Genomic DNA, 21,044 nt, shown 5'->3' on the forward strand with positions numbered 1-21,044 from the left:
CTTCTCGTTCGATCTCGCCGTCGACGACTCGAAGGTGGCGAAGTTCATCGACTCGCTGCAATTGTTCGCCATCGTCGCCAACATCGGCGACGCCCGTTCGCTGGTAGTACACCCCGCCACCACCACGCACAGCCATCTCGGCGACACACAACTCCGCGACGCCGGATTCGGCTACCGCACCGTCCGATTGTCGATCGGACTGGAAAACCTGGAAGACCTCGTCGACGATCTGCGTGCTTCGCTCGACGCCATCACGGAGGAATGACATGCACTTCGGCTACTGGACGCCCATCTACGGCGGCTTCCTGCGCAACCTCGGCGACGAAGGGATGCCCGCCACCTGGGACTACGTCAAGAAGCTCGCACAGCTCGCCGATCGTCTCGGATACCACACCACCCTCGTGCCCGAGCTCTATCTCAACGACCGCAAGGGCGTCGACGCGCCCAGCCTCGAGGCGTGGGCGCTGTCGTCGGCGATCCTCGCGGTCACCGAACAGCTCCGGGTGATGACGGCGGTGCGACCCGGATTCCACCTGCCGGCGGTCACCGCGAAGGAATCGGCGACCATCACCGACATCGCCGGAACAACCGAGGCCGGTGCGGCACGGTTCGCGCTCAACGTCGTGGCCGCGTGGTGGGAGGAGGAGGCCCGGCAGTACGGCGGCGCCTTCACCCGGCACGACGACCGGTACCGGCAGGCCACCGAATTCGTCGACGTTCTCCGTGGGCTCTGGGAGCACACCCCGTTCACCTACCAGGGCGAGCACTTCAGCGTGCGCGACTCGATCCTGTCGCCGAAGCCGGGCATCCATCCCCCGGTCTTCGCGGGCGGGGAGAGCGAGAGCGGCCGCGAATCGATCGCGACCTTCGCCGACTCGTACGTGCTGCACGGCGGCACCGTCGAGGAGGTGCGCACGAAGATCGCGGACATGAACGCACGGTCGCAGCGAATCCACCAGCGGGACATGGCTGAATTCGGCATGTCCACGTACATCATCGTGCGCGACACCGAAGCCGAGGCCCGCGCCGAACTCGAACGCATCACCACCATCGATCCGCACTCGCCCGGGTATGCGTCGTTCGAGGAGTTCGTGAAGAACTCCGAACTCGACGTCGAGCTGTCCAGGCGCGAGTACTCCGTCGGCACACGCGGACTGCGACCCGACCTCGTCGGCACACCGGAACAGGTCGCCGAGAAGATCCGCGCCTACCAGGACGCCGGTCTCACCCTGCTGCTCATCCAGTGCTCCCCCGCGCACGAGGAACTCGAGCGCATCGCCGAGCAGGTCTTCCCGCTCGTCCCCACCCGTGAGTACTTGTTAACCGCGGGCGGTTAACAAGTACTCACGGGTCGGGCCTTGACCGGACCACTCGCCGCGAGTAAGGATGAATATGTTCTGTGCGCGGCGATTTCATTCCCGGAGAGAGGAATTCACACCCCCAGGACCAATGGCGGCGCACCCGTTACATACGGCCACACGAGGGCCGCGCGCGCAGCGCGAGGGGATGTGTCATGGCAGACATCGAGGTCGACTATTGCGTCGTAGGCGCCGGATTCGCCGGACTGACGGCGGCACTGCGCCTGAAGCAGGCCGGACAATCGGTCGCGCTCGTGGAGGCGCGTGACCGGATCGGCGGCCGAACGTTCACCGAGGTCCGCGAAGACGGTTCGTGGATCGATCGGGGCGGTGCGTGGATCGGGCCGGGACAGGACCGGATCTACGCCCTGATGGACGAATTCGGCGTCAAGAGTTACAAGCAGTACACCGACGGCGAGGCGATGATGGTCGTCGACGGCAAGCAGTACCGGTACAAGGGCACGATTCCCCTGACGATGAGTCCCTGGGCGACCGCGAATCTCGGGGCCGTGTTCGTCGAACTCGGCGAGATGTGCAAGACGATCCCGCTCGACGCGCCGTGGGAGGCGAAGAAGGCAGCGAAGTGGGACTCGATCAGCCTCGCCAAATGGCTCGGCGACAACACGCTGTCCACACCCGCCCACGACCTTCTCGAGACCGCCATCGCCGGCTGCTACACGTCCGCGGCGTCCGAGGTGTCGATGCTGTTCGTCCTGTACCAGATGGCATCCGGCGGCGGTCCGAGTTTCGTCCTCGGTGTGAAGGACGCCGCCGAGGACGCGCGGCCGGTCGGCGGAATGGGTGCCGTCTATCGTCCGATGGCAGCCGAGATCGGCGACGCGCTCCACCTGTCACAACCCGTCCGGGACATCGCGCAGGACGGCGACGGCGTGACCGTCCGCTCCGCGGATCTGGCCGTGCGTGCCCGGAGGGCGATCGTCGCGGTACCCCTCGCGATCGCGAGCCAGATCGTCTACGAACCGCTGCTGCCGATGGATCGGTCCTTCCTGCACCAGCGAATGCCGAGCGGTGCGGTCATGAAGATCGCCGTCCTCTACGACGAACCCTTCTGGCGCGCCGCCGGACTGTCGGGGCAGTCGGCGGCACCCGACTCCCCCGCAACGGTCACCATCGACGCCAGTACCGACACGGGACGTCCCGGTGTTCTGTGCGTGATCGTCGAGGGACCGATCGCCCGCAGGCTGGGGACGCTGCCGGAAGCGGAACGGAGGAAGGCGGTGCTCGGGGAGTTGACCGCGAGGTTCGGCGCCGAAGCGAAGTCCCCCGTCGACTACATCGAGCAGAACTGGAGCGTCGAGCGGTACTCCGGCGGCGGCATGCTCAGTCATGCGCCGACGGGAGTGCTCACCCAGTTCGGCCGCGCCCTCCGCAAGCCCTGCGGTCGCATTCACTGGGCAGGCACGGAGAGTTCGTCCGTGATGTGCGGCTGGGTCGACGGGGCCATCCGGTCCGGGGAGCGCGCCGCCCGCGAAGTCACCGAACACGACGGCGTGCTGTCACCCGCCCGCGCTCAGTAGTAGACGGCGCCCGGAGCACCACCGCCGACGGCCACCGCGTCGCCGGTGATCCCGACACTGCGCGGTGACGCCAGGAACGTGACGACGTCCGCGACCTCGCTCGCGTCGATCAGCCGGTGGATCGAGTTGGTGGCCAGCCGCGACTCCAACTCGGCGACCGGAACACCTTCGTCCTCGGACTGCTTGGCCAACCGGTCGACGAGTCGCTCCGTCCGCGTCAGTCCCGGATGCACCACCGTCACGTTGATTCCGTGCGGCCCGAGTTCGTCGGCGAGGTTCTTCGTCAGCGCCGACACACCGACGTTCCGCACGGTCTGCGCGATGGAATTGGCCTGGCGTGCACCGAGCCCGCTGATATTGATGATCCGTCCCCACCCCTGCTCCACGAGGTGCGGTGCCACCGCGCGGGCGGTCCGCAGATAGCCGAGCACCTTGATCTCGAGTTCAGCGCGCACCACGTCGTCGGTGGTGGACGCGAAGTCGCTCGGCTTGCCCGCACTCCACGGTGTGGCCGCGGCGTTCACGAGAAGGTCGACGCCACCGAGTTCGTCCACCGTCCGCTGCACGAGGGCGCGCACCGAACCGTCGTCGCCGGTGTCGGTGGGGACGCCGATCACCCGGCGCCCGGTCTCCTGCGACAGCGTCTTCGCCGCCAATTCCAGCGCCTCGACGCCCCTGGCCGCGAGCACCWCGTCGACCCCCTCCGACGCGAGGCTGCGCGCGATCGCGAAACCGATTCCGCGGCTGCCGCCGGTGACGACGGCCCGCTTGCCGCCCAGACCGAGATCCATGTCGTTCTCCTCATCTCCACTGTCCACCCCTCGGTTCGAGGGTAGGACCGCGGCGGTCGGGAGTCACGGATTCGGTTCAGCGTGAGGCCAATTGCGCTCCGCACCCGTGCGCCTTTTTGGTAGGGCGGATTCATGCGGTCGTTGCACCATCGAGTAGTTCGTTGAGCTTTTCGGCTGGAGTATGCCAGTCGTGGGTTTTGCGGGGTCGGTCGTTGAGTTCATCAGCGACGAACCGCAGGTGCTCCTCGGAGTGCACGGACAGATCGGTGCCCTTGGGGAAGTACTGGCGCAGCAGCCCGTTGGTGTTCTCGTTCGAGCCTCGTTGCCACGGGGAGTGCGGATCGCAGAAGTAGATCTGCACCCCCGTGTCGACGGTGAACCGGGCGTGTTGATGCATCTCGGTGCCCTGATCCCAGGTAATCGACCGCGCCAACGCCGACGGGAGCTCGCCGATCTTCGCCGCCATCGCCTCGCGCACGTTCTGGGCGGAGTGCCCGTCGGGCAGGTGCAGCAGCATCACGAACCGGGTGCTGCGTTCGACGAGGGTGCCGATCGCCGACCGGTTGGCTTCGCCCATGATCAGATCGCCCTCCCAGTGCCCGGGGACCGCCCGGTCCTCGGCCTCGGCGGGACGCTGGGAAACATTGAGCATGTTCGGGATCCGGCCGCGCCGCTCGTCCGGTTTGCGGTGGCCCTTGCGCAACGCCCGCCCGGTCCGTAACGCGGTGGTCAGCTCGCGTTTGAGGCCGCCGCGGGCCTGGATGTAGAGCGAGAGATAGATCGTCTCGTGGGACACGCGCATCTCCGGGTCGTTCGGGAATCTGCGCACCAGGGTCCGGGAGATCTGCTCCGGCGACAACTTCTTCCTCAGTTGTTTCTCCACGAACGCCCGCAACCGGTCGTGGACGGCGAGCTTCGCCGGTTTCGGTCGGCGTCCCCTCGCCTGCGCGGCCCGGTGTGCGGTGGAGGCGACGTAGTAGCCGCGCCGGTTGGTGCCCCGCTCGATCTCCCGGCTGATCGTGGTGCGGTGCCGACCCAGCACCGCCGCGATCCGGGCGACACTCGTGCGGTCCCGCAGCATCACGTCGATCTGCTCGCGGTCCTCGAGGGACAGGAACCGGGCGGACGGTGGTCGACTCCGGCGGGGACGAACCCCACCGGAGTCGATGATCCACCGGCGCGCGGTGGACGCGGTCACCTCGGCGGCGCACGCCGCCTCCACCACGGTCGCGCCTTGCGTGCGACACTGCCAGAACAACAACCGCGCCCGCTCCGAAGCCGGCGGTCGACCGATCATCACCATCTGCGACACCCCTCATCATCAGGGACGTTGCAACGACCGGTTGAACCCGCCTAGCTCCCGCTACCAAAAAGGCGCACGGGTCGTTCAGGCATCGACCCACATCTCCCCGGCCGGATCGAGTGTCCCCGTCCCCGACGTGACGGCAGCGACCAGATCGGCCAGTTCCGCCGAGTCCCTCGCCGCGAGGGTGAGGACCGCGGATTCCCCGTAAGTCGTGTCCACCACGACGACGCCCCGCCCACGCAACTCCGACTCGACGCGTCCCGCCTCGGCGTGGCCGACGGCGAGGGTGTGCAGGTGGCGCAGTTCCCTTCGCACGAGCGGTGCGGCATCGACCGCCGTGGCCACCGCGCCCGAGTAGGCGCGCACCAGTCCGCCCGCCCCCAGCTTGATTCCCCCGAAATACCGTGTCACGACCACCGTGACGTCGACGAGATCACGGGCCTTGAGTACCTGCAGCATCGGTATGCCCGCGGTGCCACCGGGTTCGCCGTCGTCGCTCGCACGCTCGACCCGGTCGCTGGGCCCGTTTCCGATGATGTACGCCGAACAGTGATGTCGCGCATCGGGATACGCGCGCCGCTGATCCTGGACGAAAGCCTGCGCCGCCTCTGCGTCCTCGACGCGCCGCAGGGCGGCGATGAAACGTGAGTGCTTCACCTCCGTCTCGAGGGTGAGATCGGCGGTGCGAGGGGCGAGGGTGTACGGCACCGGACCATTGTCTCCTGCGCTGTTCCCGCCGCTGCGTGCCGCGAGTGACGGCAGTGACCGACGGGTATACGTAGGCTAGCGTCGGAAGAGCGCACGCAGACGACCACTTGTCGACTAGGAGAAGTCATGACGTTCACGCCCGGAGGACCGAGTTACGGTCCGCCCGCGCAACCGACTGCAGGGGGAGAACCGAAAGGCCTGGGCTTCTTCCTTCTGATCGGTGTCGCAGTTCTCGGTGTCCTCAACCTGCTGCTCGGGTTCGCCCCGTACGCCACCTTGGCGCGAGAGTCCGTGAACTCGTTCGAAGCGAACACGGACGGGCTCGGCCTGCTGTTCCTCGGTGGTCTTCTCGCGGCGGTCTCGCTCCTTCCGAAGCAGTCCTATGCGGGCGCGGCAGCGGCGGCCTCCGTCGCCGGCTGGGTAGTCGCGTTGTTCGTGTACCTCAACGTCGACGCGGATTCCGGTTGGGGCGCAATCCTGATACTCGTTCTCGGCTTCATCCAGTCGGCCGTGGCCGTCGCGGCCACCCTGTTCGACATCGGACTCCTCAAGCAGCCGGCACCCAAGCCGTCCGCAGCCGCGGGCTTCGGTCAGCCCGGTCAGGCGCCGCAGGGTTACGGCCAGGGCGCCCCGCAGGGCTACGGGCAGGGCAGCCCGCAGCAGTCGTACGGACAGCCGCCGCAGGGCTACGGCCAGAGCGCGCCGCAGGGTTACGGGCAGCAGAGCCAGTCGCAGCCCGGCTACGGGCAGCAGAACCAACCCGGTTACGGCCAGCAGGGCTACGGCCAGCAGGGTCAGCCCTCGCAGGGCCAGCCCGGCTACGGCCAGGGCTACGGGCAGCCCCAGCAGCCCGGTTACGGCGCCGGTGCGGGTGCCGGGTCTGCGTCGTACGACGCCCCGACCACCGCCTACCAGCAGCCGCAGTACCAGGGGTACTCGCAGCCGTCGAGCCCGTCGCAATCCACCGGAACGCCCAGCTCGCAGTACCCGGCCGGGACCAGCTACGGTTCCGCGCAGCACGCGGCGCCTGCGTACGGCTCGCAGTCGGAGTCGTCCCCCGTCGAGCGCACGCTGGAGTACGGCGAGCAGCCGCCCACCGAGGCGAAGCCGGCCGAATCGGCGGACAAGCCCGAATCGGAGGGCTACAGCGCGCCGACCCAGGCGTTCGACACGCGTGCCGACAGGGACGACAAGTAGCGGCCCAACCAGCAAGGTGGCCTCTGACCGAACGTGGTCGGAGGCCACTTCTGTGCGGCGCGCCTGACCGCTGTCGCGGCGTCGGAGTGCCACTCTCGAGGGGATGAGTTCTTTGGTTGATCGTGCGCAGCGCGTCGCACAGGGTGCGCGACGGCGAGCCGTCGGTGACGAGGAGCGGCAAGTTCCGCGACAGCGACCCGTGCCCGACGCAGACGAGATGCGGGCGCTGCTCGCGGTCGCGTTCCGGCCGGCGGGTGTCACCGTCGTCCTGCTGTCCGCACTCATCGTCGTCACGCTGGTGGCGGCGAACAGCGATCTCACGGGAACGTTCGGTGCCATCGCGGCGTCGTGGCTGGCGATCCACCAGGTGCCGTTGACGATCGACGGCACGTCACTCGGAGTCCTCCCGTTGATCCCGACTGCGGGGATGGTGTGGGTGGTCGCCCGTGGATGCGCCGGCGTGGTGCACCCGGCGTCCTCGCGGCGGCATGCTCTGCAGGTGATCGGCGCTGCGGTGGCCGGACCGCTGGTCGTGACGGCCATCAGCCTCGCTGTCATCGCGGACGCGTCGGCGGTCATCCCGTTGTCGTCGCCGAACGCGCTCGCCGCGTTCGGATGGGTGCTGTTCGTGCACCTGCTCGCGTCGGCGATCGGTGTGACGGTCGCGATGTGGCCGACGCTGGGGGCGCAGGTTCCGTCGTGGGTCCGGGACGCGGTACGGCCGGGACTGCGTGCGTTGGCGGCGATTCTCGGTGCCGGCGCGGTCATGGTCACGATCTCGCTGCTGATGGAGTGGTCGACGGTCGGCTCGCTGCTCGAACGCGGCGACGGCGTCGTCGGAATGCTCGGACTGACGATCCTGTCGGTGCTGTACCTGCCGAACGTCGTGGTGGGTGCCGCGGCCGCGGTGATGGGAGGGACCGCGCAGATCGGGGACGTCTCGGTCAGCGTGTTCGGGAACGTCGGTGGTTCACTGCCGCCGTTGCCGCTGCTCGGCGCCGTCCCAGACGGGGTGTCGGGCGGTGCGTGGCCTGCGTTGCTGGTGATTCCCCTGCTGATCGGTGTGATGCTCGGACGCGATTGCGGACGCCGCGTCGCCGGGCAGGAAGCGCTGTTCACCGTGCTGACCGCCGCCGCGGGGGTGGGCGCGGTGACGGCGGTACTCGGCCTCGTGTCCGGCGGCAGGCTCGGCGCATTCGGAACGGTCGAGCTGAACTGGTGGGCGTTCGGGCTGCTCACGTTCGCGTGGCTCGGGCTCGCGGGCGCGGTGACGGCGGTGGTCGTGGCCTGGCATCGGAGCCGGGGCGCCGTGGACGAGGACGCCGCCGACACCGAGGACGAAGAGCCGCACCTTCCAGGCGCGGAGGAGGTTCCGGCGATAGCCGCCCCGATCACCGAGGAGCCGGTGGTCGCCGAAGACGTCGCGCCGAGTCGGGTGATCGAAGCCGAACTCGTCGACGACACCGAAGCGCCGGCAGCGCCGGTTGCACCGCAAGATACCGACTCCGACGCCGAGGTCGTGGTGGATGTCGAGGTCGAGGAAGACCCGGCGACGGAGGAACCCGAGGGGACGGGAGACGCCGGCGAGAGCCCGGAAGCCGACCTGCCCCGAGGGCACGCAACCCCCAGCGACTAGGCTCTTGGTCGGTCGACGATGCGACCGCCCCCATTTTTGCCCGTCGTTCGATTCACCCGGCCTTTCGATTGTTCAGGAGTAGAGCGCTGACTTCCTCGCGTGACCACCTGAGGCCCACGACCGGTTCGCCGGCGCGGATCGTCGTACTCGCCTCCGGTGCGGGAACCCTCCTGAGGTCGCTGATCGACGCAACACACACGGACGGGTATCCCGCCGAGATCGTCGCCGTCGGCGTCGACCGCGACTGTGACGCGACCACCCACGCGAACGCGGCGGACATTCCCCACTTCCGGGTGAGCCTGCGCGACCACGCAGACCGTGCCGCCTGGGACCTCGCGCTGACCGAGGCCGTCGCGTCGCACCAGCCGTCGCTCGTCGTGTCGGCGGGGTTCATGAAGATCCTCGGCCCCGCCTTCCTGGACCGTTTCGGCGGTCGCATCATCAACACGCATCCCGCGTTGCTGCCCGCATTCCCCGGCGCGCACGCGGTCCCCGATGCGCTGGCCTACGGCGTGAAGGTGTCGGGATCGACCGTCCACCTCGTGGACGCGGGTGTCGACACCGGCCCGATCCTGGCGCAGGAACCCGTGCCGGTGCTCGACGGCGACGACGAGTCGACCCTGCACGAGCGCATCAAGACTGTGGAGCGACGGTTGTTGGCGGACGTCATCGCCGCTGTCGCCACCCGTGGAGTTGTTTCCGATGGACGAAAGGCCGTGATCCCCAGTGAGTGAACGCAAGGCAGTACGCCGAGCGCTCGTCAGCGTCTACGACAAGACCGGTCTGGTCGAACTGGCTACGGGCCTGCACAAGGCAGGCGTCGAGCTGGTGTCGACAGGGTCGACCGCAGCGAAGATCGCCGACGCCGGCATCCCGGTCACCCCCGTCGAGGCGCTGACGGGCTTCCCCGAATGCCTCGAGGGCCGGGTCAAGACGCTGCATCCGCGGGTGCACGCCGGCGTCCTCGCCGACACCCGGAAGCCGGAGCACCTCGCGCAGCTCGAGGAACTCGGCATCGAGGCGTTCCAGCTGGTGGTCGTGAACCTGTATCCGTTCACGCAGACCGTCGCATCGGGGGCGACCCCCGACGAGTGCGTCGAGCAGATCGACATCGGCGGGCCGTCCATGGTGCGTGCCGCCGCGAAGAACCACCCGTCCGTCGCGGTCGTGGTGGATCCCGCCCGCTACGACGACGTGCTCACCGCGGTCGCCGACGGCGGTTTCACGCTGCCCGAGCGCACCGCGCTCGCCGCGCAGGCGTTCCAGCACACCGCGTCGTACGACGTCGCGGTCGCCAGCTGGATGACGTCCACACTGGTTGAACCGGGTGACTCGCAGTTCCCCGAGTGGGCAGGCGCCACCTGGGACCGCTCGGCGGTCCTGCGGTACGGCGAGAACCCGCACCAGGCGGCCGCCCTCTACGTGAACCCCGCCGCCCCGGCCGGTCTGGCCCAGGCGGAGCAGTTGCACGGCAAGGAAATGTCGTACAACAACTACACCGACGGTGACGCCGCCTGGCGTGCGGCGTTCGACTTCAGCGAACCGGCTGTCGCGATCATCAAGCACGCGAACCCGTGTGGCATCGCGGTCGGAGCCGACATCGCCGAGGCGCACCGCAAGGCGCACGCCTGCGACCCGGTCAGCGCGTACGGCGGAGTCATCGCCGCGAACCGCGAGATCACCGTCGAGATGGCCGAGCAGGTCGCCGAGATCTTCACCGAGGTGATCATCGCCCCCTCCTATGCGGACGGTGCGCTCGGAGTCTTGCAGCGCAAGAAGAACATTCGCGTCCTCCTTGCCCAGGCACCCACTGCGACGGGAATCGAACTGCGTCCCGTGTCCGGGGGAGCGCTCCTCCAGGAGCGCGACGTGCTCGACGCCAAGGGGGACGACCCCGCCAACTGGACGCTGGCCGTCGGCGACGCCGCCGACGAACAGACCCTGAAGGATCTCGAGTTCGCATGGCGCGCGTGCCGTTCGGTGAAATCCAACGCGATCCTGCTCGCCTCCGACGGTGCGTCGGTCGGCGTCGGCATGGGCCAGGTCAACCGCGTCGACTCCGCGCACCTCGCGGTGCAGCGGGCCGGTGACCGGGTGGTCGGGTCGGTGGGCGCGTCGGACGCGTTCTTCCCGTTCCCCGACGGACTGCAGGTGCTCGCGAACGCCGGCGTCAAGGCAGTCGTGCAGCCGGGTGGTTCCGTCCGCGACAACGAGGTGATCGATGCGGCCAAGGAGGCCGGCATCACCATGTACCTGACGGGTGCACGGCACTTCGCGCACTAGCGGTCGGCAACTCTCGAACGGGTCTCGGCATCATGCCGGGGCCCGTTCTGCGTCGTCAGGCGGCTGCGGCCCCGTGTGCTCGGCCCGTGCCCTGGAGTTCGCGAGGCGAACCGGTGATGACCACGCGGGCGGCGCCGCGGCTGCGGACCTCGCTGATCAGCTCACCCAGGCCGGCCTCGTGGGCGGCATCGCAGTGCGACAGGTCGAGGGTGACGGCGTAACCGGTGAGGTCGTCCGGCAGATCGAGATACGGGGGAGAAGTGGACAGTTGGTTGATACGAAGTTTCATGAGGTGCTCCTGAAAGTGAAAGGTAAAAGAAAAGGCACCCGAGGGGTTCGCCCTGGGTGCCCGAGAATGACTTGGTTGAGTCTCAACATTCTCGGGGTGCGCCGAACTTGGTGATGTGCTTGTCGGCGAAGCAGCGACGCCATGCGGGTACGGACGCGAAGAGCGCGTGAAGCTGCATCATGGCCGTACCTTTCTGCGTGTCGTTGCTGGTTGGTAGATGACCGTACATCACCGGTTGAGGGTTTGCACTTCCATTATCCAGCCGCTGCGCAGAAATGCAGGGTTGTACTCGATGTTTACCCACAGTTCTGCGCAGTGACGCTTCTGTGGATGGCGACGTGCGTTATCCACAGACCCGGAATTCGCGACGTTTGTCGAGTGCCGGACTGTCAGGGTTCGACGATGGGGGAATTCCAGCAACCGTTCCGGGGATCCGAAGCGCTGCGGGACGGGCAGCTCACGCGGCACGGTTTACGCACCTACCGGCGCCTGGCACCGGGACGTGTATGTGCACAGAAGTGCCGAACTGACAGCGCTCTCACGTGCACGTGCCGCCTGGGGGGGGACGGCGAAGCGGTACTCGCGGGCTTCTCCGCGGCCGCCGTACACGGAACCCGGTGGATCGGCGTAGGCGAGTCGGCGACGCTCATCCGGCGAGGCAGCCGCCGATCGGTCGACGGCATCGAGGTGCGCGCGGATGCCCTCCTGCCGGACGAAGTGTGTCGCGTGGGCGAGATGCTCGTCACCACTCCGGCGCGACAGCCTTCGACCTGGGCCGATGGCTGCCCGTTGATCGCGCCGTCGAGGTCCTCGACTCCCTCTGCCACGACACCGGACTGCGCCCGGCGGAGATTTCCTCGGTGGCTGGACGCCATCGGGGCGAACGTGGACTCGCGTCGCTGCGTGACGTCGTGTCGTTGGTGGTTCCCGGTGCCGAATCCCCACCGGAGACACGCACTCGCCTCGTCCTGATCCGTGGAGGGCTGCCCGCACCGGAGACACAGATACCGGACGAGGATCGCCGCGGCCGCGTCTTCGCCCGTGCGGACCTGGGCTGGAGGAGGTGGAAGGTGCTCGTCGAGTACGACGGCGAACATCACTGGTCGGACGAACGTCAGCGCACGTGGGACATCGAGCGGATGGAACGGCTCGCCGAGCTCGGGTGGGTGGTGGTGCGGGTGAACGCGGAGCAGTTGCGTCGGCGGCCGCAGGTGATCGTCGCGCGAGTGCGGGACCGATTGCGGCAGGCGGGTGCTCCGGTGTGAGTGCGCAGAACCGCAGGCCTCCTCTCGGCGTTTGGCTGCGGAACTGCGCATTCGGCCCCACACTTTGGTCACAGGTTGCTTTCGATACGGCCTCGAGCTGCCCGCACGCACGGTGCAGCTGATTCACTCGGGGCTGATGTGACTCGAGTGGCACCTGTGGAAGGAGAGTGGCGCCCGGACTGCGACGGTGCGCCCATCCCCGTTATGAACCGATTTGCGATCAAGGCCGGCCTCGGCGCCTGCGTCCTGGGTGCGTCCGTGCTCATCCCTGCCCAGGTTTCGGCGGAACCCGCGGCGACGGCGACCGGCACCGAACTGTCCGGGATGACGGTGTTCCTCGACCCGGGACATCAGGGTTCCAGCGAGGGCCACGACCTCGCGCAGCAGGTGAACGACGGCCGGGGCAACACCAAGGACTGCCAGACGAGCGGCATGACGTCGCTCGGCGGGGTGCCCGAGCACACCATCAACTGGAACGTCTCCCAGCTGGTGAAGAGCAGCCTCGAGAGTCTCGGCGCGAAGGTCGTCCTGAGTCGCCAGGACGACACCGGCTGGGGCGGATGCGTCGACGAAAGAGCGCGTGCGGCAAGCGAATCGAATGCCGATCTCGCGGTGAGCATTCACGCGGACTCGACGGCGCAGGGCGAGGACGCGAGCAAGCACGGGTTCCACATGATCATCCCGTCGCTGCCCATCCCCGACGAGAAGGCGGACGCGGCGCAGTCCGGCGGCGGGCTCGAGGCGTCGACGATGATGCGCGACGCCTACAAATCCGACGGATTCGTTCCCGCCAACTACGCCGGCGTGAACGACGGCCTTCAGACCCGCGCCGATGTGGCCGGGCCCGCGCTGACTCAGGTTCCGCTGGTGTTCGTCGAGATGGGCAACGGTTCCAACAAGGAAGACTCCGCCCAGCTGGAGAGCACCGACGGCCAGTTGAAGCACGCGATCACCATCACGACGGGCGTCGTCACCTACCTGCTGACGGGGTCGGAGGCGGCGCCGGCCGAGGAGCTGGCAGCAGCGCCGGCGGCCACCACGACGACGCCCGAGGCGAGCGAGGACAGCGCGTCGTCGACCACCACCACGACCCCGAAGGCGACCACCCCGAAGGCGGCACCGAAGTCGACGGCACCCGATTCGGCGCAGTTCTCCGAGTTGATGGAGATGCTGGCGCCGCTGCTCGAGGTCGAGGGCCTCGACGGGCTCGAGGATCTCGTCAACGACAAGAACCTGGGGCTCGTGTCCGATCTGGCGAGCACACTGATGGCCGTGATCACCGGAGCCGGCGGGAACTGATCACAGAGCGGCGATCCACCTGCTGAACGGTTCGGTGAACTCCGCCGAGTAGGGGAGCGGTTCCACGTAATCCGGTCCGGTGGACGGACGGTCGCCGACGTCCTTGAGGACGTGATTGGCGTTCGTCATCCGCACCGGTGTCAGCGCGGTGTGCGCGAGGGCGTCGTTCAGGCCGTCGACGTCCGCGAGCTGTACCTGGATGTCCTTGGCGGAGCAACTGGTGAGGACGGGGAACCCGGCGGGCAGCCGGCCGGCCAGTGCGCGCGGGTCGAGAGCGTCCTCCTCCGCGAGGGCCTTCGCGTTGGCATGGACCAGCCCGGCGTTCTGCAACGGTTCCGGAAGGTCGTCGGGGATCGTGCCCGACGTGCGCAGGGATTCGACGGTGTCCGCGAGCGCGAGCCGGAGTTCGTCGGCCAGTTCCACCGGCAGCTGGCCGGTGCCGACGACGGCGTCGAGCTGGCCGTGGATCTGCGTGGTGAGCAGGTCGAGGAGCCGGACGCTCAGCGGTTCGAGCAGTCCGACGGCGCGCACCCGCGACTCGTCTTCCGCGGTCGCGAGCGCGAGGGCGACGAGTCCGCCGTCGCTGTGACCGATGACGATCAGCTTCGACGGGTCGACCCCGGGTTGGGCGGCCAGGAAGTCGAGGCCCGCGGACGCGGCGTCGACGAAGGTGGTGAATCCGAGACCCCCGACTTCTTCCACCTCGTAGGGGCCGAGGGCGGTCTCGCCGCTGCCGATCTTGTCGTAGCGCAGGCTGGGGATGCCGTGCTGTTCGAGCACATCGGCGAGGTGGCGGAGCGTTCCGATGTCACCGGGGAGCAGGGCGCTGTCGCCGTTGCGGTCGGTGGGGCCGCTGCCGGCGAGCAGCAGCGCGGCGGGCGCCGACCCGTTCGCGTGGTCGGGGGTGCGCAGGCTGCCGTAGTACGTGACGGCACCGCTGTCGAACGYGATCTCGGTGTCAGGCATGGGGACTGTCTACCAGTTCACGTCGTGCGCAGTCGCCGCACCCGCTGCACCCCTCGCCACGCGAACCACAGCAGGAACGCGAGTAGCGGGATGACGAGCAGCGGAAGCAGCAGGGCGATCAGGGATGTGACGAACGAGACCACGTCTTCGATCACCGACACCACGGGATTGGCCAGTCCGCCGGTGGAGGCCGTGCTCACGGCACGGGTCCCGGTCTGCGCGGTGCTGAACGCCAGAGCGGTGGGCGCGCCGATGACGATTCCGGCGATCGCGGCGGTCGACGGGTCCACGTCCGCGAAGGCTGCCCAGGTCGCGATGACACCCGCCACGGGACCGGTGACGTTGCCGATCACGGACAGCACGTTGTCGACGAACGGGATCAGATCGGCGGTCAGTTCCACCACTGTCGCGATCGACAGCGCGACCAGCGCCCCGGTCGAACCGAGCCACCGCATCGACTCGTTCAGGGTGATCCCGAGCACCTCGAAGTGCACCGCGGCGCTGAGCATCAGCAACGGCAGGAACGTGCGCAGTCCCGACGCGGCGGCGAGGCCGAGGCCGAGCAGTCCGGGCAGAACCCAGGTCTCCATGCACGGAGTGTAGAAGCTCGGCGATCACGGCAGGCGGGCATCGCGGCCGAGATCTCAGAGAAGCATCACAGAACTCACACAATCGGCGATTAGCGTCTGCATCACCAGTTGTTCCAACGGATTACGTCCGAGGACAGCCCCCGACTCCAGGAAGGTGCCGCACCATGAACGTCGTACAGCTGACCACCGGTGATGTCGTCGCCGCCATGTTCTCCCTCGACTTCGTCGACGGCGGATTCCGACGGGAGGCCGTCGAGCGGATTCACCGGGGAGCGATCGACGAGTGGGTGTCCGCGCTCACCGGGTCGGGTCTGTTCTCGAACCGCGCGGTCGCGGACGTGGTCCGGGCCTGGCGCGAGGATCCGCGAGTCCTGCTCGATTCCCTTCTGGCGGAGGCCGATCCGGTGACACTCGAGTGCTACCGCTGCGCCTGGTACGAGTTGGACGCCGCGTCCGCGTACGGTGCCGCCGCGTAGGCGGACCCTCAGGGGATGCTGAAGACGTCGGCGAACGTGGCGAGCAGCGCCGGGTCGCCGGTGACGGACACGCTGCCGAGAGCGATGGCGTCCTCCGGGGTGATCTCGCGCGCCATTAGTGCCTTCACCGCCGGCCCGGTCTCGATCACGAGGTCGGGCCGCTCGGCTGCGCCCTCCACGACCTCGAGTGCGCCGCGGTCGATGCGGGCGGACAGCACGATCGGCCCGAGCCGCAATTCGTAGGTGAGGGTGACGTCCCGTGCGGCGTCGGGGTGGAACGTCGATCGCAGCGCCATCACCATCGAGTCGACGGTCACGGCATCGTCCGGGTCGGGTTCGCCGAGAGTGCGGGCGCCCCACCGGCCCAGCGACTTCACGGCGTCCTCCAGGGCGTTGCCGTAGTCGGTCAGTTCGTAGACCACCGCGTTCGACGGCCGGGGCAGCGCGCGGCGAGCGATCACGTCGGCGTCTTCGAGTTCTTTCAGGCGCGCCGACAGGATGTTGGACGGGATGCCCGGCAAACCCTGCTTGAGATCCGTATATCGCCTGGGTCCGACCAGGAGATCTCGGACGATGAGCAGTGCCCAGCGTTGTCCCACGATGTCCAGGGCATGCGCGAGTCCGCAGTACTGCCCATAAGCCTGACGTGCCATGGTTTCAACTATAGACCGAAGTTGCCTATTGACATCATTAGGTTTCTTTTTGCAACATTGGTACGTGATCTGCTCCACAAGGTCGCACGGCTCGTCACCCGAAAACACTCGGCTCCACCGACGGAAAGAGAATTCGATGTCGACCACGATCTTCGTGAACCTCCCCGTGAAGGACCTCGGCAAGTCGACGGCCTTCTACGAGGCGCTCGGCTACCGGAAGAACCCCCAGTTCTCGGACGAGAACGCGTCGTCGATCGTCGTCAGCGAGCAGATCCACGTCATGCTGCTGACGGAAAAGTTCTTCTCCACCTTCACCAAGAAGGCCGTCGCGGACGCCACCACGACCACCGAATCCATCATCTGCATCTCCGCGGACAGCCGGGAGGCCGTCGACGCGCTGGCCGACAAGGCGCTCGCGTCGGGCGGATCCTTCTCCAACGATCCGATGGACGAGGGATTCATGTACGGCCGCAGCTTCCAGGACCCGGACGGTCACCTCTGGGAGGCCGTGTGGATGGATGTCGATGCGGCGCAGGGGCAGGAGTCGTGAGCACCGCGACCACACCCGTGACGGCGGAGTCGGGATCCGCACGCACGGTGGGCTGGGTCCTCAGCGGGCTCGTCGGCGCCTTCCTCCTGTTCGACGCGGTCGGCAAGCTCCTGAAGATCGGACCGGTGGAGGACTCGGCCGCCGAACTGGGACTGCCGATGCACATCATCGTGCCGATCGGAGTGGTGCTGCTCCTCTGCACGGTGCTCTATCTGGTGCCGCGGACCGCCCCGCTGGGTGCGGTGCTGCTGACCGGCTACCTCGGTGGGGCGGTGCTCACCAACTGGCGCGTCGAGAAGCCGTTGTTCAGCACGGTGCTGTTCGCGGTGTACGTCGGAATCGCGGTCTGGGCGGGTCTGTACCTGCGCGATCGCAAGGTCCGCGAACTGCTCCCGCTGCGCCGCGAGGACTGACCCGGGCGGGTCGGCGCGCGTTAACCGCGTGCCGATTCGCTCGAACCCTCGTAGCGTGGAGTGGTGACGTCATCGGAACACAGACCTTCCACCGTCGGCGAGCTCCGCGAGTCGGGCCACATTCAACGCACCGTCAAGGAAGAGATCCGCGAGAATCTGCTCGCGGCCCTACGCGACGGTCGTGATCCGTGGCCCGGCATCGTCGGTTTCGAGGAGACGGTGGAACCACAGCTCGAACGGGCTCTCATCGCCGGTCATGACGTGGTATTGCTCGGCGAACGTGGTCAGGGCAAGACCCGCCTCCTCCGCACCCTCAATCTGCTCCTCGACGAATGGACCCCGGTGATCGCCGGTTCCGAACTCGGGGAGCATCCCTATGAGCCCATCACCCCGGCGTCGATCCGCCGGGCGCAGGAACTGGGCGACAGCCTCCCCGTCGCATGGCGGCACCGCAGCGAGCGGTATTCGGAGAAACTCGCGACCCCCGACACGTCGGTGGCGGACCTTGTCGGCGACGTGGATCCGGTCAAGGTGGCGGAGGGCCGGAGTCTCGGCGACCCGGAAACCATTCACTTCGGGCTGGTTCCCCGCGCGCACCGGGGCATCGTCGCTATCAACGAACTGCCCGACCTCGCCGAACGCATCCAGGTGTCGCTGCTCAACGTCATGGAGGAACGCGACATCCAGGTCCGCGGATACACCCTCCGGCTGCCGCTGGACGTCCTGATGGTGGCCAGCGCGAACCCGGAGGACTACACGAACCGCGGTCGCATCATCACCCCGCTGAAGGACCGGTTCGGTGCCGAGATCCGCACGCACTACCCGACCCGGCTCGACGACGAGGTCGCGGTCATCCTGCAGGAAGCGCATCTCACCGCGGAGGTACCCGAGTACCTCCTCGAGATCCTGGCCCGGTTCACCCGTCTGCTCCGCGAGTCGACGTCGGTCGATCAGCGGTCGGGTGTGTCCGCCCGCTTCGCGGTGGCAGGCGCCGAAACCGTCAGTGCCGCCGCGGTGCATCGCGGCGCCGTGCTCGGTGAAGCCGACCCGGTCGCGCGGCCGGTCGACCTCGAAACCGTCGTCGACGTACTGCGGGGCAAGGTGGAATTCGAATCCGGTGAGGAGGGGCGCGAGATCGAGGTCCTGGAGCACCTGCTCCGGCGGGCGACGGCCGACACGGTCCGCACCCGGCTGGGCGGCATCGACCTGGCGGAACTCGTGGACGCTGTCGAGCAGGGCGACCCGGTGGTGACCGGTGAGCGGATCACGGCGAAGGCGCTGCTGAACGAGCTGCCCGAACTCGAGGTCCTCGACGAGCTGGCCGAGCGTCTGGGCGCGGAGTCCGACGGCGAGCGGGCCGCAGCCGCCGAGTTCGCCCTCGAAGGGCTGTACCTGGCGCGGCGGATCTCGAAGAACCCGGACATCAACGGGCAGACGGTGTATTCGTAATGTCCCGCAAGGCGGAGCGCGGACCGCACAACGCGCGGTACGGGCCGTACGAGGGCGGTGATCCGCTGGCGCCGCCGGTGGACCTGCGCGAGGCCCTGGCCGCGATCGGCGACGACGTGTTCGCGGGAACGTCGCCGCGGCAGGCGCTGCGCGAGATGCTCCGGCGCGGCAACCGGGACATGCGCGGCCTGGACGAGCTTGCGGCCGAGGCCAATCGGCGTCGCCGTGAGCTGCTGAAGCGGAACAACCTGAACGGCACACTCGAGGAGGTCCGGGAACTCCTCGACCGCGCGGTGCTCGAGGAACGCAAGACGCTGGCCCGCGCGCTCGACGACGACGCCCGCTTCTCGGAGATGCGTCTCGAGGAACTGTCGTCGTCCACCGCGCAGGCCGTGCAGGAACTCGCCGACTACGACTGGCGCAGTTCGGAAGCCCGCGAGGACTACGAGAAGATCCGGGACCTCCTGGGGCGCGAAATGCTGGACCAGCGGTTCGCCGGCATGAAACAGGCCCTCGAGGGGGCCACGGAAGAGGACCGCGAACGCATCCGCGAGATGCTCGCCGACCTCAACGACCTGCTGGACAAGCACTCCCGCGGCGAGGACACGCAGGAACAGTTCGACGAGTTCATGGACAAGCACGGGGAATACTTCCCCGAGAACCCGCAGAACGTCGAGGAACTGCTCGACTCACTGGCGCAGCGGGCGGCGGCGGCGCAGCGCCTGCGGAACTCGCTGTCGCAGGAGCAGCGCGACGAACTGGATGCGCTGGCGCAGCAGGCGTTCGGCGATCCGTCGCTGATCGGGCAGCTCGACCGGCTGGACCAGCATCTGCAGGCCGCGCGCCCTGGTGAGGACTGGCAAGGCGCGCAGCGGTTCCGCGGCGACGACGGCATGGGCCTGGGCGAGGGCACCGGAGCGTTGCAGGACATCGCGGAACTCGAGTCGCTCGCCGAGCAACTGTCGCAGCAGTACGCGGGCGCACAACTCGACGACATCGACGCGGACGCTCTGGCCCGGCAACTCGGCGAGGAGGCGGCGGCCGATGCTCAGACCCTCGCCGAACTCGAGAAGGCCCTGCGCGATCAGGGCTTCTTCGACCGCGGGGCGGACGGCCAGTGGCGGCTGTCGCCCAAGGCGATGCGGCAACTCGGCCAGACCGCTCTGCGGGACGTGGCGCAGCAACTGTCTTCGCGTGGCGGGCAACGGGAGACGCGCCGCGCCGGGGCGATGGGGGAGCCGACCGGCGCGTCCCGCGAATGGGCGTTCGGCGACACCGAGCCGTGGGACGTCACGCGCACGATCACCAAMGCCGTGCTGCGGGCGGCGTCCGATCCGGTCGAGCGCGGTCGCGTCCCCGTCCGGTTGTCCGTGGCGGACGTCGAGGTGATGGAGACCGAGCAGCGGTCGCAGGCGGCGGTCGCGCTGCTCGTCGACACGTCGTTCTCGATGGTGATGGAGGGGCGGTGGGTGCCGATGAAGCGCACCGCCCTCGCCCTGAACCACTTGGTGAGCACCCGATTCCGCAGCGACGAACTGCAACTCATCTCGTTCGGCAGGCACGCGCAGGTCCTGACGCCGTCGGAGCTGGCCGGTCTGGACGGCGCGTGGGACCAGGGCACCAACCTGCACCACGCGCTGCTGCTGGCGGCCCGGCATCTGCGCCGGCACCCCAACGCCCAGCCGGTGGTCCTGATCGTCACCGACGGTGAGCCGACGGCCCACCTCGAGCCGGACGGCTTCGCGTACTTCGACTACCCGCCGAGCTCCCGGACCCTCGGTCTGACGGTCCGGGAACTCGACACCCTCGCCCGGCTCGGCGCCCACGTCACGTTCTTCCGGCTCGGTGAGGATCCCGGCCTCGCGCGGGTGGTGGACCGGATGGCCGAGCGGGTCGGCGGACGCGTCGTGGCGCCCGGGCTGGACGGTCTCGGCGCCGCCGTCGTCAGCGACTACATGCGTCGCCGCCGCTAGCCCGTGAGTACTTGTTAACCGCCGGGGGGCTGTTTCAAATTTCCGGGTCGGGGTGTCCGCGTGCCGCGGCGCCCCGACCTGATGTTTCTTGGATAATGTGTTGGTGGCCAAGGGGTATCGACCGGTGAATCGTGATCAGCAGTTTTTGTTGCCACCGGACATGCGGGAGTGGGTGCCGCCCACGCATCCGGTGTGGACGGTGATCGAGATCGTCGACACCCATCTCGACACCAGCGCTTTTCACGGCTCTCGCCGCACCGGGGGTGCCGGGCGGGCCGGGTACGACCCGGACATGCTGGTGACC

22 protein-coding genes are annotated in these 21,044 nt (G+C 68.2%); 15 read left to right on the plus strand and 7 right to left on the minus strand.

All coding sequences use genetic code 11. From position 1 onward, the window contains the following. From AC1D1G_RS25580 to AC1D1G_RS25590, 3 genes are all read left to right on the plus strand, one after another. Window positions 1-265, plus strand: a 265-nt coding sequence (locus AC1D1G_RS25580; protein ID WP_477954158.1) for a PLP-dependent transferase, incomplete at its 5' end; no start/stop codon positions are given. Between the two features lies 1 nt (window position 266). After that, on the plus strand, window positions 267-1,337 hold the full coding sequence (locus AC1D1G_RS25585) for an LLM class flavin-dependent oxidoreductase (protein ID WP_283352680.1): 1,071 nt from the start codon (window positions 267-269) through the stop codon (window positions 1,335-1,337). A 176-nt stretch (window positions 1,338-1,513) separates the two neighbouring features. After that, complete coding sequence (locus AC1D1G_RS25590) at window positions 1,514-2,896, plus strand: flavin monoamine oxidase family protein (protein WP_477954160.1); 1,383 nt, start codon at window positions 1,514-1,516, stop codon at window positions 2,894-2,896. Here AC1D1G_RS25590 and AC1D1G_RS25595 read toward each other — a convergent pair. The 3 genes from AC1D1G_RS25595 to AC1D1G_RS25605 all read right to left on the minus strand — a co-directional run bounded on the left by AC1D1G_RS25595 (window position 2,890) and on the right by AC1D1G_RS25605 (window position 5,701). Beyond that, complete coding sequence (locus tag AC1D1G_RS25595) at window positions 2,890-3,687, minus strand: SDR family NAD(P)-dependent oxidoreductase (RefSeq protein ID WP_477954161.1); 798 nt, start codon at window positions 3,685-3,687, stop codon at window positions 2,890-2,892. The two genes, AC1D1G_RS25590 and AC1D1G_RS25595, sit on opposite strands and share 7 nt — an antisense overlap. 130 nt (window positions 3,688-3,817) lie before the next feature. Further along, on the minus strand, window positions 3,818-4,984 hold the full coding sequence (locus AC1D1G_RS25600) for an IS30 family transposase (RefSeq protein ID WP_477954169.1): 1,167 nt from the start codon (window positions 4,982-4,984) through the stop codon (window positions 3,818-3,820). Between the two features lie 90 nt (window positions 4,985-5,074). Next, entirely contained in the window at window positions 5,075-5,701 is a 627-nt protein-coding gene (locus AC1D1G_RS25605) for an IMPACT family protein (RefSeq protein ID WP_280784117.1), read from the minus strand. 126 nt (window positions 5,702-5,827) lie between these two features. On the opposite strand from AC1D1G_RS25605, the gene AC1D1G_RS25610 reads away from it, so the two are divergent. From AC1D1G_RS25610 to purH, 4 genes are all read left to right on the plus strand, one after another. Then, complete coding sequence (locus AC1D1G_RS25610) at window positions 5,828-6,898, plus strand: DUF5336 domain-containing protein (protein ID WP_283354041.1); 1,071 nt, start codon at window positions 5,828-5,830, stop codon at window positions 6,896-6,898. Window positions 6,899-7,010: 112 nt separating this feature from the next. Beyond that, window positions 7,011-8,534, plus strand: coding sequence for a cell division protein PerM (locus AC1D1G_RS25615; RefSeq protein WP_477954170.1), 1,524 nt, complete (start codon window positions 7,011-7,013; stop codon window positions 8,532-8,534). Window positions 8,535-8,602: 68 nt separating this feature from the next. After that, the gene (purN, locus tag AC1D1G_RS25620) at window positions 8,603-9,268 is read left to right on the plus strand and encodes a phosphoribosylglycinamide formyltransferase (protein ID WP_280784114.1); all 666 of its coding nucleotides are present in this window, start codon (window positions 8,603-8,605) and stop codon (window positions 9,266-9,268) included. Further along, the gene (purH, locus tag AC1D1G_RS25625) at window positions 9,261-10,817 is read left to right on the plus strand and encodes a bifunctional phosphoribosylaminoimidazolecarboxamide formyltransferase/IMP cyclohydrolase (RefSeq protein ID WP_477954163.1); all 1,557 of its coding nucleotides are present in this window, start codon (window positions 9,261-9,263) and stop codon (window positions 10,815-10,817) included. The genes purN and purH overlap by 8 nt, the downstream gene beginning before the upstream one ends. A gap of 55 nt (window positions 10,818-10,872) precedes the next feature. Here purH and AC1D1G_RS25630 read toward each other — a convergent pair whose 3' ends face one another. Continuing rightward, the gene (locus tag AC1D1G_RS25630) at window positions 10,873-11,106 is read right to left on the minus strand and encodes a hypothetical protein (RefSeq protein WP_005238564.1); all 234 of its coding nucleotides are present in this window, start codon (window positions 11,104-11,106) and stop codon (window positions 10,873-10,875) included. 719 nt (window positions 11,107-11,825) lie between these two features. Between AC1D1G_RS25630 and AC1D1G_RS25635 the strand changes: the two genes are divergently transcribed. Together AC1D1G_RS25635 and AC1D1G_RS25640 are read left to right on the plus strand one after the other, a co-directional pair. After that, complete coding sequence (locus AC1D1G_RS25635; protein WP_477954164.1) at window positions 11,826-12,371, plus strand: endonuclease domain-containing protein; 546 nt, start codon at window positions 11,826-11,828, stop codon at window positions 12,369-12,371. Between the two features lie 204 nt (window positions 12,372-12,575). After that, window positions 12,576-13,670, plus strand: a complete 1,095-nt coding sequence (locus tag AC1D1G_RS25640; protein ID WP_283354038.1) for an N-acetylmuramoyl-L-alanine amidase — start codon at window positions 12,576-12,578, stop codon at window positions 13,668-13,670. Here the strand turns inward: AC1D1G_RS25640 and AC1D1G_RS25645 are convergent, their stop codons facing one another. Then, window positions 13,671-14,636 carry an alpha/beta hydrolase family protein gene (locus AC1D1G_RS25645; RefSeq protein ID WP_477954165.1) on the minus strand — a complete coding sequence of 322 codons (966 nt, stop codon included), beginning with the start codon at window positions 14,634-14,636 and terminating at the stop codon, window positions 13,671-13,673. A gap of 17 nt (window positions 14,637-14,653) precedes the next feature. Continuing rightward, entirely contained in the window at window positions 14,654-15,226 is a 573-nt protein-coding gene (locus AC1D1G_RS25650) for a DUF4126 domain-containing protein (protein WP_317567966.1), read from the minus strand. A gap of 164 nt (window positions 15,227-15,390) precedes the next feature. Between AC1D1G_RS25650 and AC1D1G_RS25655 the strand changes: the two genes are divergently transcribed. Next, on the plus strand, window positions 15,391-15,702 hold the full coding sequence (locus AC1D1G_RS25655) for a hypothetical protein (protein WP_477954166.1): 312 nt from the start codon (window positions 15,391-15,393) through the stop codon (window positions 15,700-15,702). Window positions 15,703-15,710: 8 nt separating this feature from the next. On the opposite strand, the gene AC1D1G_RS25660 is transcribed toward AC1D1G_RS25655, so the two are convergent. After that, window positions 15,711-16,355: a winged helix-turn-helix transcriptional regulator gene (locus AC1D1G_RS25660; protein ID WP_280784107.1), complete on the minus strand. Its 645-nt coding sequence runs from the start codon at window positions 16,353-16,355 to the stop codon at window positions 15,711-15,713. 136 nt (window positions 16,356-16,491) lie between these two features. Between AC1D1G_RS25660 and AC1D1G_RS25665 the strand changes: the two genes are divergently transcribed. The 5 genes from AC1D1G_RS25665 to AC1D1G_RS25685 form a co-directional block, all read left to right on the plus strand. Then, the gene (locus AC1D1G_RS25665; RefSeq protein WP_477954167.1) at window positions 16,492-16,905 is read left to right on the plus strand and encodes a VOC family protein; all 414 of its coding nucleotides are present in this window, start codon (window positions 16,492-16,494) and stop codon (window positions 16,903-16,905) included. Further along, window positions 16,902-17,318, plus strand: coding sequence for a DoxX family protein (locus tag AC1D1G_RS25670; protein ID WP_280784105.1), 417 nt, complete (start codon window positions 16,902-16,904; stop codon window positions 17,316-17,318). Before AC1D1G_RS25665 ends, AC1D1G_RS25670 begins: the two co-directional genes overlap by 4 nt. Before the next feature lie 63 nt (window positions 17,319-17,381). Then, entirely contained in the window at window positions 17,382-18,767 is a 1,386-nt protein-coding gene (locus tag AC1D1G_RS25675; RefSeq protein WP_005238585.1) for an ATP-binding protein, read from the plus strand. Further along, on the plus strand, window positions 18,767-20,740 hold the full coding sequence (locus tag AC1D1G_RS25680) for a vWA domain-containing protein (protein ID WP_477954168.1): 1,974 nt from the start codon (window positions 18,767-18,769) through the stop codon (window positions 20,738-20,740). The genes AC1D1G_RS25675 and AC1D1G_RS25680 overlap by 1 nt, the downstream gene beginning before the upstream one ends. Window positions 20,741-20,837: 97 nt before the next feature. Then, window positions 20,838-21,044: transposase (locus tag AC1D1G_RS25685; RefSeq protein WP_477954172.1), on the plus strand; the 207-nt coding region annotated here is incomplete at its 3' end.

This window comes from Rhodococcus sp. P3_B8, assembly GCF_056402775.1.